A 22,466-nucleotide genomic window follows, 5' to 3' on the forward strand; every position below is an offset into this window, starting at 1 on the left:
ACTGTCAAATCAGCCCCACTTACATCCAAACCATTGTTCGCATCTACATTGCCTGTCACTACCAGTGTACTGCCCAGAGTCGTAGCGCCGTCAGCATTCAATGTGCCTGTTACATCTGCATTGGTCGCTACTGTCAAATCAGCCCCGCTTACATCCAAACCATTGTTGGCATCTACGTTACCTGTCACTACCAGTGTACTGCCCAAAGTCGTAGCGCCGTCAGCATTCAATGTGCCTGTTACATCTGTGTTGCCCGTTACATTTAAGTTGTCAGTGATGTCTACATCGCCGGAGGTGATATCTATACCATTGCCTGCCGTCAGCAAACCATCCTGATCAACTGTTACATCTCCTGTCAATCCATCTACTACAAAATCTCCTGTACCGGTCAAAACTACACTCGTGTTACCACTGCCGGTATTGGCAAAACTCAATGTCTCGCTACCATCCTGGGTCACAGTAGTCGATGCCTGTGTAAGGGCTCCTCCCAACTGGATATTACCATCCGGGTTCTCGTTCAAACCGTTGTCTGCTGTTACACTCCCGTCAATCGCTGAACGTACTGCTGTCTCCGTTACCAATGTCGTGTTATCGGTGGATCCCGTAGCCCTTACATCGGTTCGTATATTGTCTACCGTCTGACCAGCTCCATCAAACTGGAAGGTGCCGTCTACTCTCGTATTACCAGTCACTGTCGTATTACCTGTAATCGATGCATTCGTAGCTACTGTCAAATCAGCCCCACTTACATCCAAACCATTGTTCGCATCTACATTGCCTGCAAAATCTACCTGACCTATGAAATCTATCTGATCACTGGCGTCATCTCCGATATTGATGTCATTACTCTCAACCGTAAACGGCAGAACGTCGACAGCTGTAGCAATTTGACCATTGTTGTCGGAGGTTAAGGCTATATTATTGGCTAACGACAAACCGCTTGACAAAACAACCGTTCCACTCGCATCCGGAAAATTGATCGTGCGGGCAGAAGTTGGGTTAGTGATTGCAAAGCTTGTATAAACGTCATTATTAGCCGACCCTTCAAAATTAAGTGGTGTCGCACCGAGTATTTCGCCAGTCACAGTCACACCATCTGTCGCTACGTTTCCGAGCGTAACATTACCATTAAGGGTTGTGTTACCATCAATATCTGCATCCTGGGTAACGTTCAAACCCCCGATGACATCGGTCAGTACACCATTGGCACCTATATTCACGCCTCCGGCACCTTGCAGCGTCAATGCCCCAGCAGTGGTCGTCACGTTCGAGGCTCCGGTTGCGTCCAAACTGAAAGTAGAGCCATCAACAGTCAGGCTGCCGTTCAAATCGGTAGCGTTAGCCACCTGCAGGCCGAGGGTATTATTTAACTGAACTTGATTAGCTCCAGCTACAACGAAGTTACCAGAGGTCACATCAATGTCATCACCCTGAACTGCGTTATTCTGAATTGTTGTCGCACCAGCACTATTCAGATTAATATCACCAGTCAACGGCAGTGAAACGGCTGAAGTTCCGTTACCTATAATTAAGTTACCGGCATTATTGACACTCAATTGAGTGGATATACCTGAAGAATTACCGATAAAAATACTCCCGTAAGCCAGGTTATTGGTGGCAAATTCACCTATGGGTTTTGTGGTGATGCTTCCTCCCGAGCTAGTAATAAGTACTTGATTGGATCCTGGTGCGAACCAAACGGGAAAATTCGAAGAGTTGTTAATTAGCAATGAATTTTCAAACCCTGCCGTGCCTGACAACTTATCGAATGTAATCGTCCTGCTAGCTATTTTAGGGTTAGTTATTCCGAGATCCTTTACTTGCAACATATCGGTGGCCAATTCGATGGTCACGTCATCAGGATTGGCATCAATCTTCTCCCCATTCCCTACCAGCCCGTTACCTGCCAAATTCCCAATAACCGTTGATAGGTTTACATAGCCAGGCTCCCCAGTGGTTTGATCGGCGACTATCAATTGAGTATTGCCAGGCGTCCCGTTCTGGAGTTTACTTACTGTCACTTGATCATTTCCGATATCTATTGTTTGGATCGTGCCATCTGCAATGTCGCTCGTTTGCACCTGCCCGTCTTGTATCTTGGCACTTGTAATCGCATCATTAGCGATCTTACCGGTTAATACATTTCCATCGGCAATTTTGGCTGTTGTGACACTGCCATCGGCAATTTTTACAGTCGTCACATTGCCGTCGGCGAGTTTTGCCGTTGTCACTCCTGCGTTGGCGATTTGAGCGGTACCAATTCCTGCATTCGGCACAAAAAGGGCATTGCCTGTTACTCCAATGGTGCTACCGTCCACCTGCACATCCAAAGTGCCATCAGATCCATCATCAGCCAATGCAGTTCCTGCAATACCAGAAATGTCAACCTGAATATTGTCAGCATTCACAGTGATGCCATTTCCTGCGCCAATATCAATTGCGCCAGTTGTTCCATTTTGGATTAAACCTGCTCCAGATACGTCAGCGTTCAGTTTAGCGGCAGTAACTGCATCGTCATTCAGCTTAGCTGTTGTCACATTTCCATCAGCAATTTTTGCTGTGGTTACGTTGGCATCAGCAATGTCACTGGTCTGCACCTGACCATCCTGTATTTTAGCTGTTGTAATAGCGTTGTCAGCAATTTTTACGGTTGTCACATTGGCGTCAGCAATATCCGCTGTTTGCACATTACCATCAGCGATTTTACCGGTGGTAACTGCGTCATTGATCAACTTGTTAGTTGTGACAGCGTCATTCGCAAGTTGTGTAGCTGTTATGCCGGAAGCAGGCACATAAAGTTTGTTTGCATTTACACCAATAGTGCTTCCATCCACCTGCACATCAAGGGTTCCATCGCTGCCATCATCAGCCAAGGCTGTACCAGCGATCCCCGAAATATCTATCTGAATATCGTCTGCATTAACTATGATCCCGCTGCCAGCTCCTATATCTATAGCACCTGTAGTTCCATTTTGAATAAGACCAGCCCCGGCTACATCTGCATTGAGTTTAGATGCATTTACTGCATCATCGGCTAGTTTAGCAGTGGTAATATTTGCGTCAGCTACCTTGGCGGTTGTCACGTTGGCGTCAGCCAGATCGGCCGTTTGAACCTGACCATCTTCAATCTTTCCTGTATTAACTGAATTGGCAGCCAGTTTTACATTGGTAATATTTCCGTCAGCAATATCCCCTGCCTGTATTGTCCCATCGACTATCTTTCCTGTTGAAACCGAATTATCAGCCAATTTTGCGTTTGTGACAGCACCATCATTTAGTTTCGCCGTAACGATGCCAGCATCCTTAACTTCAAGTTTATCGGCATTGACACCAATCGTCACATCATCGAACTGAACGTCAAGCACACCAGCATTCTCCTGCAAGGCTACACCATCAATATCGCTCAAATCTACCTCAATATCATTAGCATTTACCTTGATACCATTGCCCTCTCCAATGTCCAAAGCTCCTGTACCATTTTGAACCAAACCCAAGCCAGCAACGAGTGCATCCAATTTCGCAGGGGTAACTGCATCGTCAGCTAGTTTGCTGGTCACGATTGCATTATTGGCGATCTTGGCTGTCGTGACATTTGCATCTGCAATATCCAATGTCTGCACCTGGCCGTCTGCTATTTTACCGGTTGTTATGGCATTGTCATTAATCTTGGCGGTGGTTACGCCCAAATTCACTATGTCCACAGCCTGAATAGTGCCATCAGCTATCTTATCGGAGGTCACAGCGCTGGCACCTAATTTCGCATTGGTCACAGCGCCATCGGCAAGCTCGGACGTATTAACCGCTCCGGCAAGAATTTCGGCACTGCCAACCGCATCTGTGGCTATTTCTGTCGCAGTCACTTTATCTGGCTGTATTTTGGAGTCAATTCGGTCTGTCCCAGTATTATAGGTCATACTAATGTCTCCCACCACCGTCGTTCCTTCAAAACCCGACGAGGTACCGATCAAAAATTCGTCATCGTTAGGTACAATGGCCAACTGTAGCTTTTTATCAGGATCAAACGAGAGCCCACTCCCTACTTTCACCCTTAGGGTTCCATCGGTAAATTGTTCAAGACCATCGCCAGCCACATTGGCGTTGATTTTATCTCTGGTTACTGCGTCGTTGGCAATGTCCGCCGTCGCAATGGTAAGATCCAAAATCTCATCTGTTGTTACTGCGCCAGTTGCTATATCGGCTGCGCTTATGCTGCCATCGGCAATTTTATCGGAAGTAACGGCATCAGTGGCAAGCTTTGCATTACCAATTCCCCCGCTCGCTACCTGCACAATATCCGACGCAATTTCCAGCGAAGTACCGTCTACCTTAATATCTACTGCCCCAGTTCCGGTGTTTGCCCCCAGGCCCTGGCCAGCCAACTGAGCAATGTCTGCTTCAAGATCATCGCCATTGATGGTCAGGCCATTGCCTGCATTTACATCCAGGGCACCTGTCGTAGCATTTGGACTTAAGCCGACTCCAGCCACGTCGTCATTAATTTTAGTGGCGGTTACTCCGTCGTCTGCAAGTTTTGCAGTAGTGACATTCTGATCAGCTATATCGGCGGTCTGCACCCCCCCATCCAAAATCTCATTACTTGTGACGGCACCTGTAGCGATTTCGTTGGTGGTTACAGCATCTGCCGCCAGCTGCAAATCGGCACCTGTAGCTGTGTAGGTAAGGGTGGCATCACCGATAACGGGTTGGGCTGAGGCCGTCCCCGTGTCGTCGCCAATAAATACATTGCTTGTAGCTAAAGTAGAGCTCGCAAAATTGCTTAGCGGTATCCAGGTTGGGGCACCGGCTGCATCCGTCCCCAATACAGAGGAGACCGTCCCTTCGGCATCAATCTTATTGATCGTAATGGTATTGTCAGCCAGGTCAATGTTAATGATGCTGCCATCAACGATATTGTCCGACACAATAGATATTGCGACGTTTGCCACACTTGTGATGATGCCACGGTCATTCACTGTTACTTGCGATACCGTTGTCTCATTGCCAAATGTGCCTGCTGTAGCTCCGCTTACAGCTAATTTATCAGAGGTAACTGCACCATTTTCAATTTTATCAGTCGTTACTGCACCCGGAGCTATCTTCTCACCGATAACGCTAAAAGGCGCAAGCTTGTCAAAAGTTACAATAGAAGGCTTTAAGACAGGGTTAGGGAACGTTCCAGTCAAATCTCCTCCGGCCACGGCTCCTTCAAACACACCCAGTCCTTTGCGCCATGCACCATTGGCCCAGTAGTAGAAACTGTTTTCATCACCGTCATACACAATCAGTCCATTGTTTGTCGTTCCGCTAGCAAGTATCGGAATCATGGACTGCCGCTGATTGGTAGAAACCTGTGGAACAAGGAATCCCTGATTACTATTTGGGGACACCAGATGCAAAACTGCGTTCTTATTCGGAGTAAGTGTGTTAACACCCACCGAGAACTCCTGAGCCCTGGCACCAAAAAAAGGAATTAGGCAAACTATTATTGCCAGTTGGATTTTTGCCAAATTTATCTTCATGACCGGCTAAGGTTAGAAATGGTCCAATTCATATTTCGATCAGATGAAAAAAACACCGATTTATAATTACAATATTTTTGTCAGAAAGTCATAACTATTGACGATACAAATAGCAAAGATCCTATGCTATAACAAAAAGTTTCGTCGAAGATAAGAGGTGTTTGAACTAAAAGATTGTTGAAAGAATAGCTAAACACCACTGATCTCAGATCAAGTTATGATCCTAATAATCCAGGAATAGCTGATGAAAATTCGGGGTTCCCTAAAGAAAAACTAAAGTTGGCTATTATTCTATTTTGTAGTTTTTGCGGGATTGGTAAACATCAAATTATTCATACAACTTAACCTATAAAATCTCTCAGTAGCGGTGCAACAACCTGTAAAAATACAATTGAGGCATAAACATAGGAATTATATAATTAATACCAATAATATTCATATCAATTTAATTTGGCTAATAATAAATACTTATTTATAAGTAGTCAAGTCATTTCGAGTTCGTACGAAATGCAACTCCGGCATTTTCAAATATAAAAATCGTCCAAGTAGCCTGTTTGTCAATCTCTTCCGAATTACTACATGTGTAAGGGTTGACTACAACCAGCCAGCCTTGTCATTTCAATAAGAAGCACCCCAACATCAATATAATTGAATTATACTAATTTGAAGTATAATTAATTTGCTTTTATTGATATCTCTAAGGCCACAATATCCCTTCATTGATAAACTGAAGTAAACTGGAGTTCTATGGGTTTGATGAGATTACATCCCAGGTAAATGACATAATCTTACATGGAATGTAACGTAACAGAAGCGAGACCCCCGGAGAGGAATTATGCAGACGAATTCGAGAATTAGATCCAAAATACGGGCTGACTCTTCAGGTCAAGCTTATAAAGTGCACAATTAACCGCAGAAATAATTATGACGCTACGCAATAAAGATTTTTCGTCGCATTTGATAGATTGCATGTTGGAAACAAACTTAACCTAACTACCAAATGGCTTCTAGAGGGAATTTCAATAGTAAGATCGGTTTCATTGCGGCCGCAGCTGGTTCAGCTGTTGGTTTGGGCAACATTTGGAAATTCCCATTTGAGGTGGCTGATGGTGGCGGCGCAGCCTTTGTGTTGATGTACCTCGGCTTTTGCTTCATTCTCTGCTTTCCGGTAATGGTGACTGAGATTGCCATCGGCCGAAAAACCCAAAAAGACCCAGTTGGAGCATTTGGTGCTCTCGGATTTCCGAAATGGAAGTTTCTTGGGAAAATGGGGGTGCTAGCCGGCGTGCTTATCCTTTCTTTCTATAATGTGGTGGCAGGTTGGGCCTTTGGCTACTTTCTCGAAATGCTAATGGGCAACTTTGCCATTGGAGGGCAGTTTGGAGATTACATCAAGGATGTGGTCAAAATTGGAGCCTATGGTGCCGTGTTCATGTTCTCTACAGCTTTTATCGTTTCAAAGGGCGTGTCCGGCGGCATCGAAAAAGCTTCCAAAATTCTGATGCCTACCCTCCTCATTCTTATTATTTCGCTGGTGGCCTACGCCATGACATTGCCTCACGCCATGGAGGGGGTTAAGTTTTACCTCGTACCCGACTTTTCGGAAATCAATTTTGAAGTAGTATACAGTGCACTTGGTCAGGCATTCTTTTCTCTCTCTTTAGGTATGGGAGCCCTCATTACCTACGGCAGCTACGTATCCAAAGACGAGAACATTATCTCTTCTGCTGCCCTGATCACCCTCACCGACATTTCGGTAGCATTTTTGGCAGGTTTGATGATGTTTCCATTCGTTGCCTACATGAGTGAGGGAAACTTGCACGAGGTCACCGGTGGTCCGGGCCTTATTTTTGCCACACTTCCTGGCGTTTTTGAGTCATTTGGGCCAATTCTCGGGATAATAGTGGGCGCTTCCTTCTTCCTTTTGCTTTCTTTTGCAGCTCTCACCAGCACGGTATCGCTTTTAGAAGTACCTGTTGCTTATGCTGTGGATGAACTCAAAATAGACAGAAAAAAGGCTGTTTGGCTGATAGCAATAATCATATTTATAGTTGGCATCCCGTCGCTGATGGCCAATGGCTATTCTCCCTTCTTCTCTTCTTTTATCACCTATATGGGTAACGACAACCCGACCGATTTCATGACGCTGGTGTCGGACATTGCTAATGACAGCCTGCTACCATTAGGCGGCTGCCTGATTTCGTTCTTTGGCGCCTATGTGTGGAAAAAGCACAACCTCAATGAAGAAATTGCCCAGGGTTACCCTAACTATCATGGCTCTTTTGTGGAGAAATTTATCAACCTGATGGTAAGTTACTTCTGCCCGATTGTACTGGGTATTATCTTCATCCTGACTGTTTTGGATAGGTTCTTTGGAATAGCGCTGGTTTAACAAGCAGCGTCAACTCCTCACTTCTTAACAAACGACTCCTTAAAGCCGTCGAGAATGATGTAATAGTTGCCAGGCTTCAGAAGACGAAGAGGGATTTCTTTGGCATTTCCGGTCAAAATCACCTCTTCCTTTTCATTTAAGATTTCGAAAGCAGTAGCCCTCGATAGTGTCATTTTGTCGGACACCACCTTTGGAGTGAAGGTAATGGGCACCTTGTAGTAAACAAACTCAACCTCATCAGAGTACAGATAGCTGTTAGCGCTTGCTCTATATTTTACTCTGAATTTATTCGAGCCTTCAGTCAGCTCAGGAAAGTAGGAATAATCACTAGACGCAAATTGCCCCTGTGAAGGTATTTCATCTATTTCTATCCAATCTTCTCCCCCCAGCCTTTCAATGATATAGGATGCTTTTTCCCTCTCTCCTCTCGTGTTCCACTTGATTTCCTCTTCAATGAAAACAATGCTATTAAAGCGAAAAGAGCTATGCCAGAAAATGGCCTGCGGGTTCACAATCTTGGGAGAACAAATGGTATCGTGAAGCACTCTTATCGAAACAGGCGTGTATAAGTCGAGCCCTTTAAAGTCAATCTCCAGGGCCGACAGCTTCAAATTAAGATTCAGTGCCCGCCCGTTAAGCAATACTTCTCTTACACAAAACTTCTCAACGCCCTCAGACAAGGGATTTTGAATAAACAGAGATTTGCCCTGGTAAACTCCGGTAATGGCGATCTCCTGCCCTTTCACAAAAAAGGAAACGGCGAATAGCCCAAAAAATATCCACAAGCACCTCCAGGTAGTCGATAACATAAATTGTACTTGCACGGCAACGAAATTCTTTAAAGGCAAGAAAGCACAATTTACGAAATTGTTACCACTACATGGCAATTATTCGAAGCGGAGAGATTCGATAGGGTCAAGCTTCGAAGCTTTGTAGGCCGGCAAATAACCGCTGAGTATCCCCACAAACATACCAATAAGCAAGCCGACCATCATCCAAAACCATGGAATGACAAAACCATCTGCATCGAGCAACTTAGCAATGAGATTGCCCACCAGAATACCCAAAATAATCCCTCCAATACCACCCATTTGCGTGATGACTATGGCTTCTATGAGGAACTGCTGTCTGATTTTAGTAGGTGAAGCACCAAGCGCTTTGCGAACGCCTATCTCCCTGGTGCGCTCCGTAACTGAAACCAGCATGATGTTCATAAGCCCGATGGAAGCACCCAAAAGTGTGATGAACCCTATTCCAAATCCACCCATTCGAAGGTAGCCTGTGATCTCTTCCAGGCTCTCGGCCAACGACTGGTTTCTGGCTACATCAAATGAATCCGGCTCGCCCAAGGGGTCTTTTCGGATAGATCGCATGAGACCTGTGGCCTGGCCCATCGCATACTCCATTTGCGTAGGGTCGTTGATGGCTACCGTTATGGTATATTGAAGGTTCCGTCGTGGATCTACCCTCCTCGCAGTTTCCAGGGGTACCAAAAAGTACCTGTCAAGCCCACTGTCTCCGCCAATATTTCCTTGTTTTTCCAGAACCCCAATCACCCTGAACCTGATCCCATAGGCCGTAATGAATTGATTAACAGGATTTTCGTTCTTTTCAAACAAATTACTATACACCTCGTCGCCAATAATGACTACGTTAGCTCCATTCTGTGCCTCAATCTGAGAAAAATTACGCCCCTGCGACAACTCACCGCCTTCAACGACGAGAATATTGGCGTCCCCTCCCACAATTCGCATGTTTGGGTTGGTTACCTTCGACCCTCTGCTCAGTTCGGCTACTCCGGTTACCCAGGTGGTGAGAGAGGGAGTGCCATAGGAGTTGTAAAGATCGAGGAATCTTCGGGCCTCACGGTAGTTGATGGCCGGATACCGTTTTTCTTCTACTCCGCTGGACCTGCGGTTATCGTAACGTTTGGTTCTGACGTCAAAGGTGTTAGCTCCCAAATCTGACAAGCTGTTATTGATAGACGCCTGTATCCCTTCTATGGCCGTTAGAATTCCCACCAAAGATGTAATTCCTATCGCAATGATCATCGCAGTAAGAACTGACCTTAGTGTGTTCGTTTGCACAGCCTTGATACCTTCCCGGATGTTTTCTAAGATGATCATGTGGAATTCAAATTCTTTGTAAATCTAATAAATGTGTATTCAAAACAATTTCTCGGCGCCGCTTTTAACCATTCAGCCCTTTTTGCAAAAGGCCTGCCTCAGCCGACCAACAACTATCTCCAAAATTCCACTACGAGGAATCCCTGCCCCAATAAGCAATTACATTTGCCATTCATACCAGGCCGTGTTGTACGATCTTCTTCACTTTCATAGCTTTACATTTTGAGAAGCTATCAACACACAGTTAATGAGTAAGGTTTTATTGCTTTTTATTACACTCTTCACATTTTTAATTCAAGCCAAAGCGCAGTTGTTGCCTCTCAGCACACCATCTGACTCCGCCAAACACTATTACTACCTTGGATGGAAGCAGATCATGGACTATGCAGACTATACACGGGCGGAGCAGTCGTACCGAAAAGCCATAGCATTTGATCCTGAGTTTATTTTAGGACAAAGCCTTGTGGGTAGAATTTCACCCGACATTAAAGAACGCTACGAAATACTTGAAAAGATCAACAGCAAAAAGCACCTGGCAACGGAAGACGAACAACTCGTGGCCGATGTGTCGGTGATGCTGATAGAATTTCTGAATGCCAGAGAGGAAATGGATAGTGTGAAAACGGCGGAAAAGATTGGCATCGCCTTGCAAACCGGCCTGCAAAACTTCGGCTTGATTGGAAAGAAGTACCCGGATGAGGTATACTTTATCTCAGAGTACTTTGAGATCGTAAACTATCTTTACGGGCCTCAAAAAGCACTCGACACCCTAAAAAGCTATAACCTCTCGCTTAAAAAGCCAGCCCCTTTCCTCATCGGCTACGAATCGACGCTGGAGGCTGCACTCGGCAACTATGACAATGCACTTGAGCTCGCCTACAAGCTAAAGAAGTGCTTCAAAGATAAAAAAGTGCCCAAACCCTATGTTGTCCTTGGTGAGATTTACCTGCAAAAAGGTGATTTAGAGAGTGCATACAAATACATTAATAAGGCACTGGAACTCGACCCGGCCAACAGGGCTGTGCAGAGGCTGAAAAAGAGAGCCGAAGTGGTACAAAAAAGCAATTTCTGACATCGGACTCCAGAAAAGAGAATTGATTTCACCTAAAAAATGTTTCTTACGTTACTGTAAAGGTGACTAAATCACACAATTGTACGTTAAGACAAGGTGACTCATGGAATTTACGACTTGTTCTGTTAGATTTAGTTGGCGAAGTTGAGCCTTCGGAGCAAGAAAAAGTGCTCCCTTCAGGCAGGTTCAACAGAAAAAATTTGAGCACATGAAGCGTATTATATTTCTCCTTTGTATCTTTTTGTTTATTGGTAGCAAGGCATTCTCGTCTTCAATCCTGATACCGATGGACAACAGCCAAACGAACCACTTGAAATCGTATGGCGTGGCCTATTGGGTACTTTCCAAAGATATTGAGATTGACTGGCTGCTCAACTACAGGGGCGGCAGCTTTATGTTTAAGTATTACCAGGCTTTTGAGAATGAGCTGATTATCCGGGGAGTAAGCTATGAGGTGATTTCCGATGCCGAAGCCGGGCAGATACTTGAGGTCATTGCGAGTCCATCATCCAATATGGACGCCATGAGGCTGGAAAAGTACCCAAAAATTGCCGTTTACTCACCAAAAAGTAAGCTACCCTGGGACGATGCCGTGACCATGGTACTCTCCTACGCTGAGATTCCCTACGATGTCATTTTTGATGAGGAAATCCTGTACAACGAGCTACCCAAATACGACTGGCTGCATTTGCACCACGAAGATTTTACCGGCCAGTATGGGAAGTTTTACCGGGCCTATGGTAACTACCCCTGGTACATAGAGCAGCAAAGAGACTATGAAGAAATGGCCAGAAAACACGGCTTTTTGAAGGTGTCACAAATGAAGCTGGGCGTGGCGAAAAAAATCAGAGACTTTGTGGGCAGCGGCGGCTTCCTCTTTGCCATGTGCTCAGCTACCGACTCCTACGATATTGCCCTGGCCGCCGAAGGTATCGACATTTGCGAAAGCATGTACGATGGCGACCCGGCAGACCCACGGGCTCAGCAAAAGCTAGACTTTAGTAAAACATTTGCTTTCGGTGACTTCCTGCTGGAACGCCGGCCACTTGAATACGAATACTCAAACATCGACATGCAGCCCAACGAGCGGGGAGTAATTGAGAGGAACGATTACTTCAATTTGTTTGAGTTCAGCGCCAAGTGGGATCCCATTCCCACCATGCTCACCCAGAACCATGAACGGATCATTAAAGGTTTTATGGGACAAACAACTGCATTTAGAAATGCAACCGTTAAGCCCGATGTGGTGGTAATGGGCGAAAATAAGAGCATTGGCGAAGTGCGGTATCTTCATGGCATATTTGGCAAGGGCTTTTATACTTTCTATGGCGGTCACGACCCGGAAGACTATCAACACCTTGTGGGCGACCCCCCAACTGACCTCAATCTGCATCCAAATTCCCCTGGCTACCGACTGATTCTCAACAACATACTTTTTCCGGCTGCAAAAAAGAAAAAGCAGAAAACCTGATCTTTTAAACTGTCCGGTTTAAAAAATTTCGGTTATTAATTTGGCCTTGACTAGTTTCACCTACATTTTTAATGACAGAAACTGACCACCGCCAAATCTTATTCTTAGTTGATAGAACTTTTCTCCTATGAGCTTTCCCACACTGATTTGTGGATGATACTTTCGGTGTCAGTGCTCATCGGCATGTCCAAAACAGGCGTTCATGGGGCAGGAATGATAGCGGTGCCGCTGCTGGCTGCTGTGTTTGGTGGCAAGCAGTCGAGCGGCTTCCTCCTTCCTATTTTGTGCCTTGCCGATATTTTTGGAGTGGTGTACTACCACCGGCATGCGGCGTGGGATCACCTGTGGAAGCTGTTTCCATGGGCAGCAGCAGGAACCTTACTCGGCACCTGGGTGGGCAACTACATTGACGACGAGGCCTTTAAGCTCATCATGGCCATCATCATTTTTGCTTCGGTCGGTCTAATGATTTGGCTGGAGAAGAGGAAAAAAAATGAAGAAAAGGTGCCGGCTTACTTTTGGCTTGCAGCACTCATGGGCGTTGCAGGCGGGTTTACCTCTATGGTTGGTAACCTCGCAGGGTCTGTTATGGCCCTTTACCTGCTCTCCGTACACTTACCGAAAAATTCATTCATCGGTACGGCAGCCTGGTTCTTTATGGTTCTCAATTGGTTCAAGCTGCCTTTTCACATCTTCAGCTGGCACACCATCACTGTAGACTCCTTCCTTTTTGACCTTGTAACTTTACCGGCTATTGGCCTCGGCGCTCTTATCGGAGTGGCCATCATTAAGAAAATTCCTGAGAAGCAGTATCGGTGGTTTATAATAGCCATGACAGTAGTAGCAGCTTTTGGAATGCTACTATAGAAATGGCTTGCAGTGAACGTAAACAATTTTTAGCAGTGGCGGTTAAAAGTTGAGAATTCCATTGCAAAAACAATTTTCTGCACGTTATTACCTTCCTGGCAACAAGGAGGTTAGAAATTAGACTTTTTTATGGGCAAGCCTACACTCAAATTCTGGCAGATCATCAACATGAATTTTGGCTTTTTCGGGCTCCAGTACAGCTTCGGCCTGCAGCAAGCCAACATGAGTCCTATTTATTCATATTTAGGCGCTGAAGAAAGTGAACTCCCCCTCCTGTGGCTCGCAGGCCCCATGACCGGACTTATCGTTCAACCCATCATCGGTGCCATAAGCGACAAAACCATCACCAAATGGGGCCGCCGGACTCCGTATTTTCTCATAGGCGCTATATTCTGTAGCCTTAGTCTGCTCGTGATGCCGTACAGCAGCACCGTGTGGATGGCAGCAAGCGTGCTTTGGATCCTCGATGCGGCTAACAACATCACGCAGGAGCCCTACCGGGCGTTTGTTAGTGACAAACTGCCGAAGGAGCAACATTCGCTTGGCTTTTTAACTCAAAGTGCGTTCACCGGCCTTGGACAAACCCTCTCATACCTCACCCCCACTCTTCTCATTTTTTTCGGTGTCAGCGAACTTGCAAAAAATGAAAGTGGTATCCCTGTCACAACAATCATCGCTTTCATGATTGGCGCTGTGGTGTCCATAGGCTCTATCCTGTGGACGTTAAAAACCACGAAGGAAATTCCTATTTCGGAGGAAGAAAAGGCCCACATCAGAAGCCAACCCAAGGGCATAGGCCCGACCATTGCAGAAATTGCGAAGGCTTTCAAAGAAATGCCTCTCACGATGAAGCAGATGCTGCCCATGATGCTGTTTAGCTGGTATGCTATGTTCATTTACTGGCAGTACATAGCCAAGTCGCTATCAAAATCTCTCTTTGGCACTACCGACGTGTTTGACCCCGGCTTCAGAAAAGCTGACCTGCTGGTGGGGCAAATTGGGGCGTTTTACAATTTCATTGCCTTTTTTGCGGCTTTCGGGTTAGCGATGCTGGCACAAAAATATGGCCCAAAGTGGATTCATGGTGCATGTATGTTTCTGGCTGGTGCTGGCTTGCTCGTGATTCCGCAGCTAAACACTCCTGGCATGGTCTTCATTCCTATCATTGGCATGGGGCTATCCTGGGCAAGTATGATGGGAAATCCCTATGTGATGCTTGCAGGCAGTATCCCTCCCGAAAGGACGGGGGTATACATGGGCATATTCAACATGTTTATCGTCATTCCCATGTTGCTCGAAACCTTCACCATTCCTATGTACTACTCGTCATGGCTTGGCAACAGTCCGGTGAATGCTATCAGGCTGGCTGGCACGCTATTGATACTTGCAGCTATTTCAGTTGCTTTTATCAAACTAAAAAGACCAGACCAAAGCGATTTACACGCAGAAAAAAAGTGAAGAACGCTCATGGCTTCCTGCACGGCTTCACGATTTCGTAAGTAACTGGAAAGCATGGCATTCGAAACACTTTACAACTGCATTTTTCCAGCCATCCCAGACGTCTATGAAATCTGACCAATTATTGGTACTTTGAAAGTATTCAGTAAATCAACTCTTACATTATGGCCCAGTTTAATCTAAAAGTTAATGGAAAAGAACATCAGGTTGATGTAGATGCGGACACTCCACTTCTTTGGGTGCTTCGTGACAACCTCGATCTGGTAGGTACCAAATTTGGCTGTGGAATAGCCATGTGTGGCGCCTGTACGGTTCACGTTGATGGAAATGCCGTCAGGTCTTGCTCGATGCCTATTTCAACGCTGGGAGACAAGTCTGTGGTGACCATCGAAGGCTTATCTGCCGATGCCTCTCACCCGCTTCAGAACGCCTGGAGAGAGCACGATGTACCCCAGTGCGGCTATTGTCAGGCAGGTCAGATCATGAATGCCGCAGCCCTACTGACGAAAAATGCCTCTCCAACCGACGAGGAAATAGAAAGCGCCATGAATGGCAATATTTGCCGTTGTGCCACTTACAACCGTATCAAGGCAGCCATCAAGACGGCTTCCGCAAGCGTTTAAGTCTATTCCAAAAATCCGAAATCATGACTTTAATAAAAACATCATACAACAGAAGATCCTTTCTGAAAGTATCAGCAGCCGGTAGTGGCGGACTTGTTATCGGCTTCAACTGGCTGGTATCGTGCAGTCCCAGTGCTGAAACCGCTATTAAAGGAGCACCTAAAGAGTGGTTCAATGTAAATGCTTACCTCAAAATAGGTGAGAACGGCCTCGTTACGATCATGTCGCCAAACCCTGAGGTAGGCCAAAACATCAAGACGTCAATGCCGATGATAGTGGCTGAAGAATTGGACGTGGCCTGGAAAGATGTCGTGGTTGAACAAGCGCCTCTTGATACGGAGAAATTTGTGAGGCAGGTGGCCGGCGGCAGTCAGTCGTTGAGAAGTTCATGGAAAGGCCTGAGAATGGCAGGTGCTACCGCCAGAAAGATGCTGATGGAAGCAGCTGCCAAGCAGTGGCAGGTAGATGCCTCAACCCTGACTACTTCTGAGGGAGTGATCAAAAACGCAAAAGGTGAAACACTCACCTATGGACAAATAGCCTCCGCTGCTGCATCCGTAACCGTGCCTGAAGAGGTGGAGTTGAAAGACCCATCTGCCTTCAAAATCATTGGTACCGACACCAAAAACGTTGACATAGAAAAAATCATTACCGGCAAGCCACAGTATGGCATGGATTTGAAAAAAGAAGGAATGAAAGTAGCGGTCGTGCTGCGCCCCCCTTCTTTTGGTGCCAAACTAAAGTCGTTTGACGACAGCGAAACCAGAAAGGTAACCGGTGTTTCTGATGTTATCCAGTTTGGCAACAAGGTAGCAGTACTGGGCAACACAACCTGGGCTGCTATGAAAGGCAAAAAAGCACTTAAAGCTGAATGGGAAGAGGATACACCTGCCGAGAGCACAGAGTACCACGACAAGCAAATGATGGCCTTGCTTAATACAAAGAATGGCGAGCCCAGAAGAAACGACGGCGATGTGGACGCCGCCTTCAAAACCGCCGACAAAGTAATTGAGAAAACCTTCGAGGGCCCGTTTCTACCGCACAATCCCATGGAACCAATGAATTTCTATGGACATGTGACGGCGGCCAAGGTTGATCTTATCGGACCTATTCAGACACCCGAGAGAACAAGACGCCAGGTTGCTGAGCTACTGGGAAGGCCCGAAACAGAAATTTTCATTGACATGACCCGTATGGGAGGTGGTTTCGGTCGCAGGCTTTATGGTGACTTTGTGCTGGAGGTGGCCGAAATTTCAAAGCTCGCCAACACGCCCATCAAGCTGGTGTACACCAGAGAGGACGACATGACAGCTGGTATTTACCGCCCTGCATCGAAATACAAATTCAAAGCCGGTGTAAAAGACGGCAAGCTGGTGGCCTACCATTTGGTTGGTACCGGCATCAACGGCAACGGCTGGACTCGTGAAAACTGGTTTCCCGCAGGATCCATCCCTAACTACAGGGTGGAGTCGTACGGGCTGGACAGCAACATTACCACTGGTGCCTGGCGTGCACCCATCACCAACTTCCTGGCTTATGCTGAGCAAAGCTTTATTGATGAGGTGGCCGAGGAAATGGGAGTTGATGCCGTGCAGTTGAGGCTTGATTTGCTCGAAAAAGCTAAGAGTGACCCTGTGGGTACGGTAGACTATGAGCCAGAGAAAATGATTGGCGCCATAAAACTTGCTGCCGAAAAGGCCAACTGGTCGGCTACTGAAGATGGAGTGAGCAAGGGCTTTAGTGCCTACTACTCGCACAACTCCTATGTGGCGATGGTGGCGGAGGTTGTCAACAAAAAAGGCCAGCCTAGTACCAGAAAAGTAACCTGCGCTGTTGACTGCGGGATAGTGATCAACCCAATAGCCGCCAAAAATCAGATTGAAGGTGGCATTATCGACGGCATCGGGCACGCTATGTATGGCGACATGACGTTTGTGAATGGTGCGCCACAGGCAAGCAACTTCAACAACTACAGACTGATCAGAATGGGAGAAGCACCTCCGGTTATTGAATGTCACTTTGTGAAAAACACGAATGACCCTACAGGTCTCGGCGAACCATCGTTGCCACCGGCAGGTGGTGCGCTGGCCAATGCTATGTACAAAGCTACCGGACAGCGTTTCTATAAGCAGCCATTTATGCAACAACAGATAAAACTTGGCTAGCTTTTGTTCAGCGTAAAACAAAAAAGGTTTAGGGGGAGACTCCTAAACCTTTTTTTTGTTTTATACCCTTTGACCGTCAATGCATCCTATCTCCTCTTACAGTAAGCGATTTCATTATTGCGGCCTCAGCTTCTAAGAACTCGTTCCATCTAACTTTCACATAATCCTTTGGCATGTATTCTTCGGCCAGTTCAATGAAATTATGATAGTGGCCAGCTTCTGAAACCATCAATTCATAATAGAACTTTTTCAACTCTTCATCCGCAATATGCTTGTGCAGCAGTTTGAACCTCTCGCAGCTTCTGGCTTCTATTAACGCATTCAGCAGCAACTTCTCCACCAGCTGCTGGTTGCGGGAGCCACCCTTTCTCACTACCTCATTAAGTCTGGCCACATACTCGTCCTTCCGTTGCCTCCCTAACCCAAAACCTCTCTTCTTGAGTTGCTCCACAACTCTTTCAAAGTGGCTCCATTCCTCCGCTACTACTGGCACCAACATTTCCAACAGCTTTTCTCTTTCCGGGTAGAGCATAATGAGCGAAATGCACGAAGAAGCGGCCTTCTGCTCGCAATAAGCGTGGTCAACGAGAATGTCCTCAATCTGCATATTGGCAATGTCCGTCCAGCGGGGATCGGTGGGTAGCTCCAGGCCAAGGGTGGTTTTACTCTTTGCTTCCATTAGACCTTTGGTTCAATCAAAGAAATACCAGGTAACACCGAGGTCAAACACCCGGCGCTGCCCGGGGTAATAGGGCGAAATGAAATAGCCATCGGCGGTGCCGGGTTGGTTTGCGTGCGTCATCTTGGCAAAGTATCGTGCATTGCCGACTTTGAAGTTCAGGAATACATCTGCTGTCAAATACGAGTCGATGGCAAAGCTATTCTGGATGTAAAACTGCTGAATAACCGGGTTGTAAGCGTGGCCATAGTAAGTCGATTTCCAGTTCAGGTCAACGCCAAGTTGAACAGGCAGGTAGTCGTTGAACCATACCCCTTCATAGTAGAACCTGGTATTGATCAGCCATTCAGGCATCCTCCAAATCTCCGAGTCAGCACCAGTAACAGCAGTGTAAATCACTTGAGGGTTCAGGTGAAAACTTTTGCCAATGGTAAGCTCAGCCGCAGCGCTGGGATTAAACAGCAACTGTCCGGCAGCTGATTGCGATTGGTGCGGAAGAGAGTCTGCACCAAAGTAAACATAGTTGGCCACCCTGGTCAGATTAAGCCCAGGCTTGAGTGTGACGGGGCCAAGCTTAACATTCAACTCCCCCCCCAATCTATCAGCTCTTTGTGGCTCGAAGTCATTGACCCAGCTGTAGTGGTTTCCAAAATAATAGAGTTGCTGGTAGCCTGGCTTGTACCTCATGCTTCGCAACCACAAATTGAGAAATGGCAAAGTGGTTCTCCCCTCAATATCAAAAAGTCCTCCCTGTAGGTATTCAACTTTGGCATCCGTGTCCCATACGTCAAACAACCTTACATTGATTTTTGCCCCTCCATAGCTCTCCGACTGGCGGCCAAAAGGAGACGAGAAGCGGTCATTGTAAGTCACATACCGCTGCTTCAGATAAAAATTATAACTCAATCCGCCTATTTTTCCCAGCACCCCGGCTTCATTAAGCAGTGCTCTCATCTGAATCAGATCTGCCGTGCTGTCGCTGGTGATTAAGATATTTGGATAAGCCGAGGCGTTGTTGGTTGGCGTAGGGTCTTCAAAACTATTGTCGTGCCTTCCTTTGTCGAGCAAATAGTAAATCTGAAGCTCATCAGTGATTTTGTACTTCTGAAAAAGGTGGAAGTTGATCTTATAGTCATAAGCTTTCACCCCTGTCAGTTTGATGGGAGAATCAAGGTATTGAAAAAGCTCAGCAGTGGAAGCATCTTCACTCACATCAATACCCCCAGTTTCAAGCACCTGGTGTTTGATCCTGTCAACATTAAAAAGCAGTTGATACTTCTCGTTCTTTGACTTATAGCTGGTGTACAAATCCCAGGTGGTGCTGTTCACATTTCGGTCACCTCGACTGGAAGAAGAACCAATCTGCTTATCCGATGTAAGCAACTTAAAATCTACCCCCAAATTCCACCGTGGATTGATGTTTCTTGAGTAACCAACGTCCACCACGCTTCTTCCTGAGCCGCCCACGACAGTTTTTATTTTGATCCAGGGCGATTTTGTATCAAAGTATTTTATCTCAGAAGAGGGAATAAAGTAGGGATCGTAAGCATTGATACCCAACGTGGCTCCTATTGTGGACGGGAACAGATAGTACAAAGACCTGGTCGCCGTTCCGTTGTTGCCCAGGTCAACCAGGGTATGGTTTGAAACATCAACCGCATCAAAATTCTCTAGCCCGTAAAGCAGGGTGTCAAGCACGTGCAGCGAGTCAGACAATGCTTTAATGTCAGCTTCTGAAAACCAAAATGTTGTTCTGGAGGAATAAACATTTTTTGTTGAATCGTCCAGCACCTGTGCATGCGAAACACTCAGAGCAAGCCCTGTGGCGAAACATCCAATTGCTGCAATTTTTAGTATGATCTTCAAACTGACTTGCCCAGGTTTTTAGTTACCTTCTCTGCTATTACCGCCTCAAAGTTTTCTTTTTCTTTTGAAAAGGAAAACTCTATCGGGATATAAAAAAAAGGTGCACTGTCCAAATACCGCTGAAACTTCGGATTGCTCATTTTTACATAATCCTTTTCTGTGGTAAGAATAACGCAATTGCCGCTGTTTTGATATTCACCAATGATCTTTTCCATTTCCTGATCATTGTAGGCAAAGTGATCAGCCCTTTCCCAATGCGTTACCACCTCAATTCCCTCAATTTTCAAATAATCCAATAATGGCGCCGGGCTGGCAATACCTGTAATCAAAAATACTCTCTTATGCCACTCACCTTTTTTCCCATACGACACGGGGCGTCCATACTGTATAGAACAAAAAAAGACAGGAGTGCCTGCTTGAGTGTAGGTTTGAATCCTTGCTCTCATTTTGTCCTTCTCCACTTCAGGCATGATCTGAGGCGATTTTGTCACCACAATGATATCAGCTCTTCTCGCCCACCTTCTTCCCTCTCGCAACGACCCAGAGGGCATAATAAAATCCCGGTAAAAAGGATTTTGGAACGACGTGAGCACTATCGAAGTGGATGGTTGCACAGCCCGATGCTGGAAGCCATCATCCATCAGAAAGACATCCAATTTTGGGTATAGTTCCCTAATGTTTCTAATAGCCAACACCCTTTTCTCACCCACTGCCACAACAACTTTTCCAGACCATCTTTTGAAAAACAAAAGTGGCTCATCACCGACTGACGCAGCACTTGACAGCTCATCGACAACTAAAAAACCTTTTGTAACTCGGCCATATCCCCGGCTGATCACTGCTACATTCTTACCCATCGACAGCAAGTAAGCAATGAGATAATTGATAGTTGGTGTCTTGCCAGTGCCCCCCACTGACAGGTTGCCAACACAAATCACCGGAATACTAAAACCAGTGCTTCTTAACACCCCCAGGTCGTACAAAGTATTCCTGATATTCGTAATGCATAACCAGACAAAGGAAAATGGTGCCGCAAGAAGAACCCTAAGTAGTTGCATTAGTCAATTGTATTGTGGGCCTAAAGATAGTATACTTGCGATAAGGAGAAGCGAATGAGCAAGGAAGAAATAAGGATCAAAGAAATAATCTCATACCTGGAGACTCAGGCCCCGAGGGCGTATCAGGAGAGCTACGACAACGCTGGCTTGATAGTAGGCAATTCTTCGAATCATGTCTCGGGAGTACTCATTTCGCTTGATGCCACAGAAGAAATTGTTGACGAAGCTATTGCCACCGGCTGTAATCTTATTGTTGCCCATCACCCCATTGTCTTCAAGGGACTTAAGACACTTACAGGAAGCAACTACGTAGAACGCACCGTTATCAAAGCTATCCAACACGACATCGCTATTTATGCCATCCACACAAATCTTGATAATGTACTTGACGGTGTCAACGCTGAAATCGCCCATATCTTAGGACTACAGCATCTCAGGATACTGGCCCCTAAATCAAACGTCCTTTCCAAAATTGTTGCGTTTTGCCCAAAAGACAATACCGGGGCAGTTCTGGCAGCATTGCATGAAGTGGGCGCCGGACACATCGGCAACTATGATCACTGTAGTTTTCGAGTGGCGGGTACAGGCAGCTTCCGCCCAAACGACAAGGCAACTCCACACATAGGTGCCGCTCACCGGCTTGAGCAAGTACATGAAGATCGTCTGGAATTAATTTTCCCATCGCATTTGAGTCAAGTGATCATAAACACACTTCAAACTGCGCACCCATATGAAGAAGTAGCCTATTACCTAACTTCGCTGCAAAACCAATATCAGGAAGTTGGATCGGGAATGATTGGCACCCTGCCCGAACCCATGCAACCCGATAAATTTCTGGCTCATCTTAAGGACGTCTTCGACCTCCAGGTCATAAAATACACGCCGGTTAACAAGAAGATACATACTGTAGCAGTTTGCGGCGGGGCAGGAAGCTTCTTGCTGGAAAGCGCCAAAAAGCAATCGGCCGACGCATTTGTGACGTCCGACTTCAAATATCACGAGTATTTTGATGCCGAAGGCAGGGTACTCGTGGCAGATATTGGGCACTATGAAAGTGAGGTCTCTACAAAAAACCTGCTTCATAGGAAATTAAAACAAAAATTCACTAATATTGCACTCCGTTTGTCTAAAGCAAACACAAACCCCGTCAGATATTACTTATAGAACTGA

General features: G+C 46.1%; 14 protein-coding genes. 8 read left to right on the forward strand and 6 right to left on the reverse strand.

Annotation, left to right across the window (positions count from 1 at the left end; all coding sequences use genetic code 11):
• Positions 1-5,519: hypothetical protein (locus AAC052_RS26010; protein WP_339816075.1), on the reverse strand; the 5,519-nt coding region annotated here is incomplete at its 3' end.
• A 1,000-nt stretch (positions 5,520-6,519) separates the two neighbouring features.
• On the opposite strand from AAC052_RS26010, the gene AAC052_RS26015 reads away from it, so the two are divergent.
• Complete coding sequence (locus tag AAC052_RS26015; RefSeq protein WP_317491334.1) at positions 6,520-7,911, forward strand: sodium-dependent transporter; 1,392 nt, start codon at positions 6,520-6,522, stop codon at positions 7,909-7,911.
• Between the two features lie 17 nt (positions 7,912-7,928).
• Here AAC052_RS26015 and AAC052_RS26020 read toward each other — a convergent pair whose 3' ends face one another.
• Both AAC052_RS26020 and AAC052_RS26025 read right to left on the reverse strand, forming a co-directional pair.
• The gene (locus AAC052_RS26020) at positions 7,929-8,720 is read right to left on the reverse strand and encodes a hypothetical protein (RefSeq protein ID WP_339816076.1); all 792 of its coding nucleotides are present in this window, start codon (positions 8,718-8,720) and stop codon (positions 7,929-7,931) included.
• Between the two features lie 78 nt (positions 8,721-8,798).
• Positions 8,799-10,037: an ABC transporter permease gene (locus AAC052_RS26025; RefSeq protein ID WP_317491332.1), complete on the reverse strand. Its 1,239-nt coding sequence runs from the start codon at positions 10,035-10,037 to the stop codon at positions 8,799-8,801.
• A 247-nt stretch (positions 10,038-10,284) separates the two neighbouring features.
• Between AAC052_RS26025 and AAC052_RS26030 the strand changes: the two genes are divergently transcribed.
• From AAC052_RS26030 to AAC052_RS26055, 6 genes are all read left to right on the forward strand, one after another.
• Positions 10,285-11,109, forward strand: coding sequence for a tetratricopeptide repeat protein (locus AAC052_RS26030; protein ID WP_317491331.1), 825 nt, complete (start codon positions 10,285-10,287; stop codon positions 11,107-11,109).
• Between the two features lie 208 nt (positions 11,110-11,317).
• Positions 11,318-12,580 (forward strand): asparagine synthetase B, encoded by a 1,263-nt coding sequence (locus tag AAC052_RS26035; protein ID WP_339816077.1) that lies wholly within the window; start codon positions 11,318-11,320, stop codon positions 12,578-12,580.
• Positions 12,581-12,688: 108 nt separating this feature from the next.
• Complete coding sequence (locus tag AAC052_RS26040) at positions 12,689-13,447, forward strand: sulfite exporter TauE/SafE family protein (protein WP_339816078.1); 759 nt, start codon at positions 12,689-12,691, stop codon at positions 13,445-13,447.
• A gap of 129 nt (positions 13,448-13,576) precedes the next feature.
• Entirely contained in the window at positions 13,577-14,905 is a 1,329-nt protein-coding gene (locus AAC052_RS26045) for an MFS transporter (protein WP_339816079.1), read from the forward strand.
• A 164-nt stretch (positions 14,906-15,069) separates the two neighbouring features.
• A complete protein-coding gene (locus tag AAC052_RS26050) occupies positions 15,070-15,528 on the forward strand; it encodes a (2Fe-2S)-binding protein (RefSeq protein WP_339816080.1) in 459 nt (152 codons plus the stop codon).
• Positions 15,529-15,551: 23 nt separating this feature from the next.
• The gene (locus AAC052_RS26055) at positions 15,552-17,693 is read left to right on the forward strand and encodes a molybdopterin cofactor-binding domain-containing protein (RefSeq protein WP_339816081.1); all 2,142 of its coding nucleotides are present in this window, start codon (positions 15,552-15,554) and stop codon (positions 17,691-17,693) included.
• A gap of 76 nt (positions 17,694-17,769) precedes the next feature.
• On the opposite strand, the gene AAC052_RS26060 is transcribed toward AAC052_RS26055, so the two are convergent.
• The 3 genes from AAC052_RS26060 to lpxK are packed head-to-tail and all read right to left on the reverse strand — an operon-like array spanning position 17,770 to position 21,296.
• Complete coding sequence (locus tag AAC052_RS26060) at positions 17,770-18,372, reverse strand: tRNA-(ms[2]io[6]A)-hydroxylase (protein WP_317491325.1); 603 nt, start codon at positions 18,370-18,372, stop codon at positions 17,770-17,772.
• 12 nt (positions 18,373-18,384) lie between these two features.
• Positions 18,385-20,238 carry a putative porin gene (locus AAC052_RS26065; protein WP_339816083.1) on the reverse strand — a complete coding sequence of 618 codons (1,854 nt, stop codon included), beginning with the start codon at positions 20,236-20,238 and terminating at the stop codon, positions 18,385-18,387.
• The gene (lpxK, locus tag AAC052_RS26070) at positions 20,235-21,296 is read right to left on the reverse strand and encodes a tetraacyldisaccharide 4'-kinase (RefSeq protein ID WP_339816084.1); all 1,062 of its coding nucleotides are present in this window, start codon (positions 21,294-21,296) and stop codon (positions 20,235-20,237) included. The genes AAC052_RS26065 and lpxK overlap by 4 nt, the downstream gene beginning before the upstream one ends.
• Positions 21,297-21,350: 54 nt before the next feature.
• Between lpxK and AAC052_RS26075 the strand changes: the two genes are divergently transcribed.
• Positions 21,351-22,460 carry a Nif3-like dinuclear metal center hexameric protein gene (locus tag AAC052_RS26075; RefSeq protein WP_339816085.1) on the forward strand — a complete coding sequence of 370 codons (1,110 nt, stop codon included), beginning with the start codon at positions 21,351-21,353 and terminating at the stop codon, positions 22,458-22,460.
• The last annotated feature ends 6 nt before the right edge of the window (positions 22,461-22,466 follow it).

Origin of the sequence: uncultured Imperialibacter sp. (assembly GCF_963974565.1) — a bacterium.
GTDB lineage: Bacteria > Bacteroidota > Bacteroidia > Cytophagales > Cyclobacteriaceae > Imperialibacter > Imperialibacter roseus.

Bases quoted from the DNA above. Each gene is read 5' to 3' on its own strand.
- AAC052_RS26015 (WP_317491334.1), top strand. From the start codon at position 6,520: ATGGCTTCTAGAGGGAATTTCAATAGTAAGATCGGTTTCATTGCGGCC.
- AAC052_RS26020 (WP_339816076.1), bottom strand. From the start codon at position 8,720: ATGTTATCGACTACCTGGAGGTGCTTGTGGATATTTTTTGGGCTATTC.
- AAC052_RS26025 (WP_317491332.1), bottom strand. From the start codon at position 10,037: ATGATCATCTTAGAAAACATCCGGGAAGGTATCAAGGCTGTGCAAACG.
- AAC052_RS26030 (WP_317491331.1), top strand. From the start codon at position 10,285: ATGAGTAAGGTTTTATTGCTTTTTATTACACTCTTCACATTTTTAATT.
- AAC052_RS26035 (WP_339816077.1), top strand. From the start codon at position 11,318: ATGAAGCGTATTATATTTCTCCTTTGTATCTTTTTGTTTATTGGTAGC.
- AAC052_RS26045 (WP_339816079.1), top strand. From the start codon at position 13,577: ATGGGCAAGCCTACACTCAAATTCTGGCAGATCATCAACATGAATTTT.
- AAC052_RS26050 (WP_339816080.1), top strand. From the start codon at position 15,070: ATGGCCCAGTTTAATCTAAAAGTTAATGGAAAAGAACATCAGGTTGAT.
- AAC052_RS26055 (WP_339816081.1), top strand. From the start codon at position 15,552: ATGACTTTAATAAAAACATCATACAACAGAAGATCCTTTCTGAAAGTA.
- AAC052_RS26060 (WP_317491325.1), bottom strand. From the start codon at position 18,372: ATGGAAGCAAAGAGTAAAACCACCCTTGGCCTGGAGCTACCCACCGAT.
- lpxK (WP_339816084.1), bottom strand. From the start codon at position 21,296: ATGCAACTACTTAGGGTTCTTCTTGCGGCACCATTTTCCTTTGTCTGG.
- AAC052_RS26075 (WP_339816085.1), top strand. From the start codon at position 21,351: ATGAGCAAGGAAGAAATAAGGATCAAAGAAATAATCTCATACCTGGAG.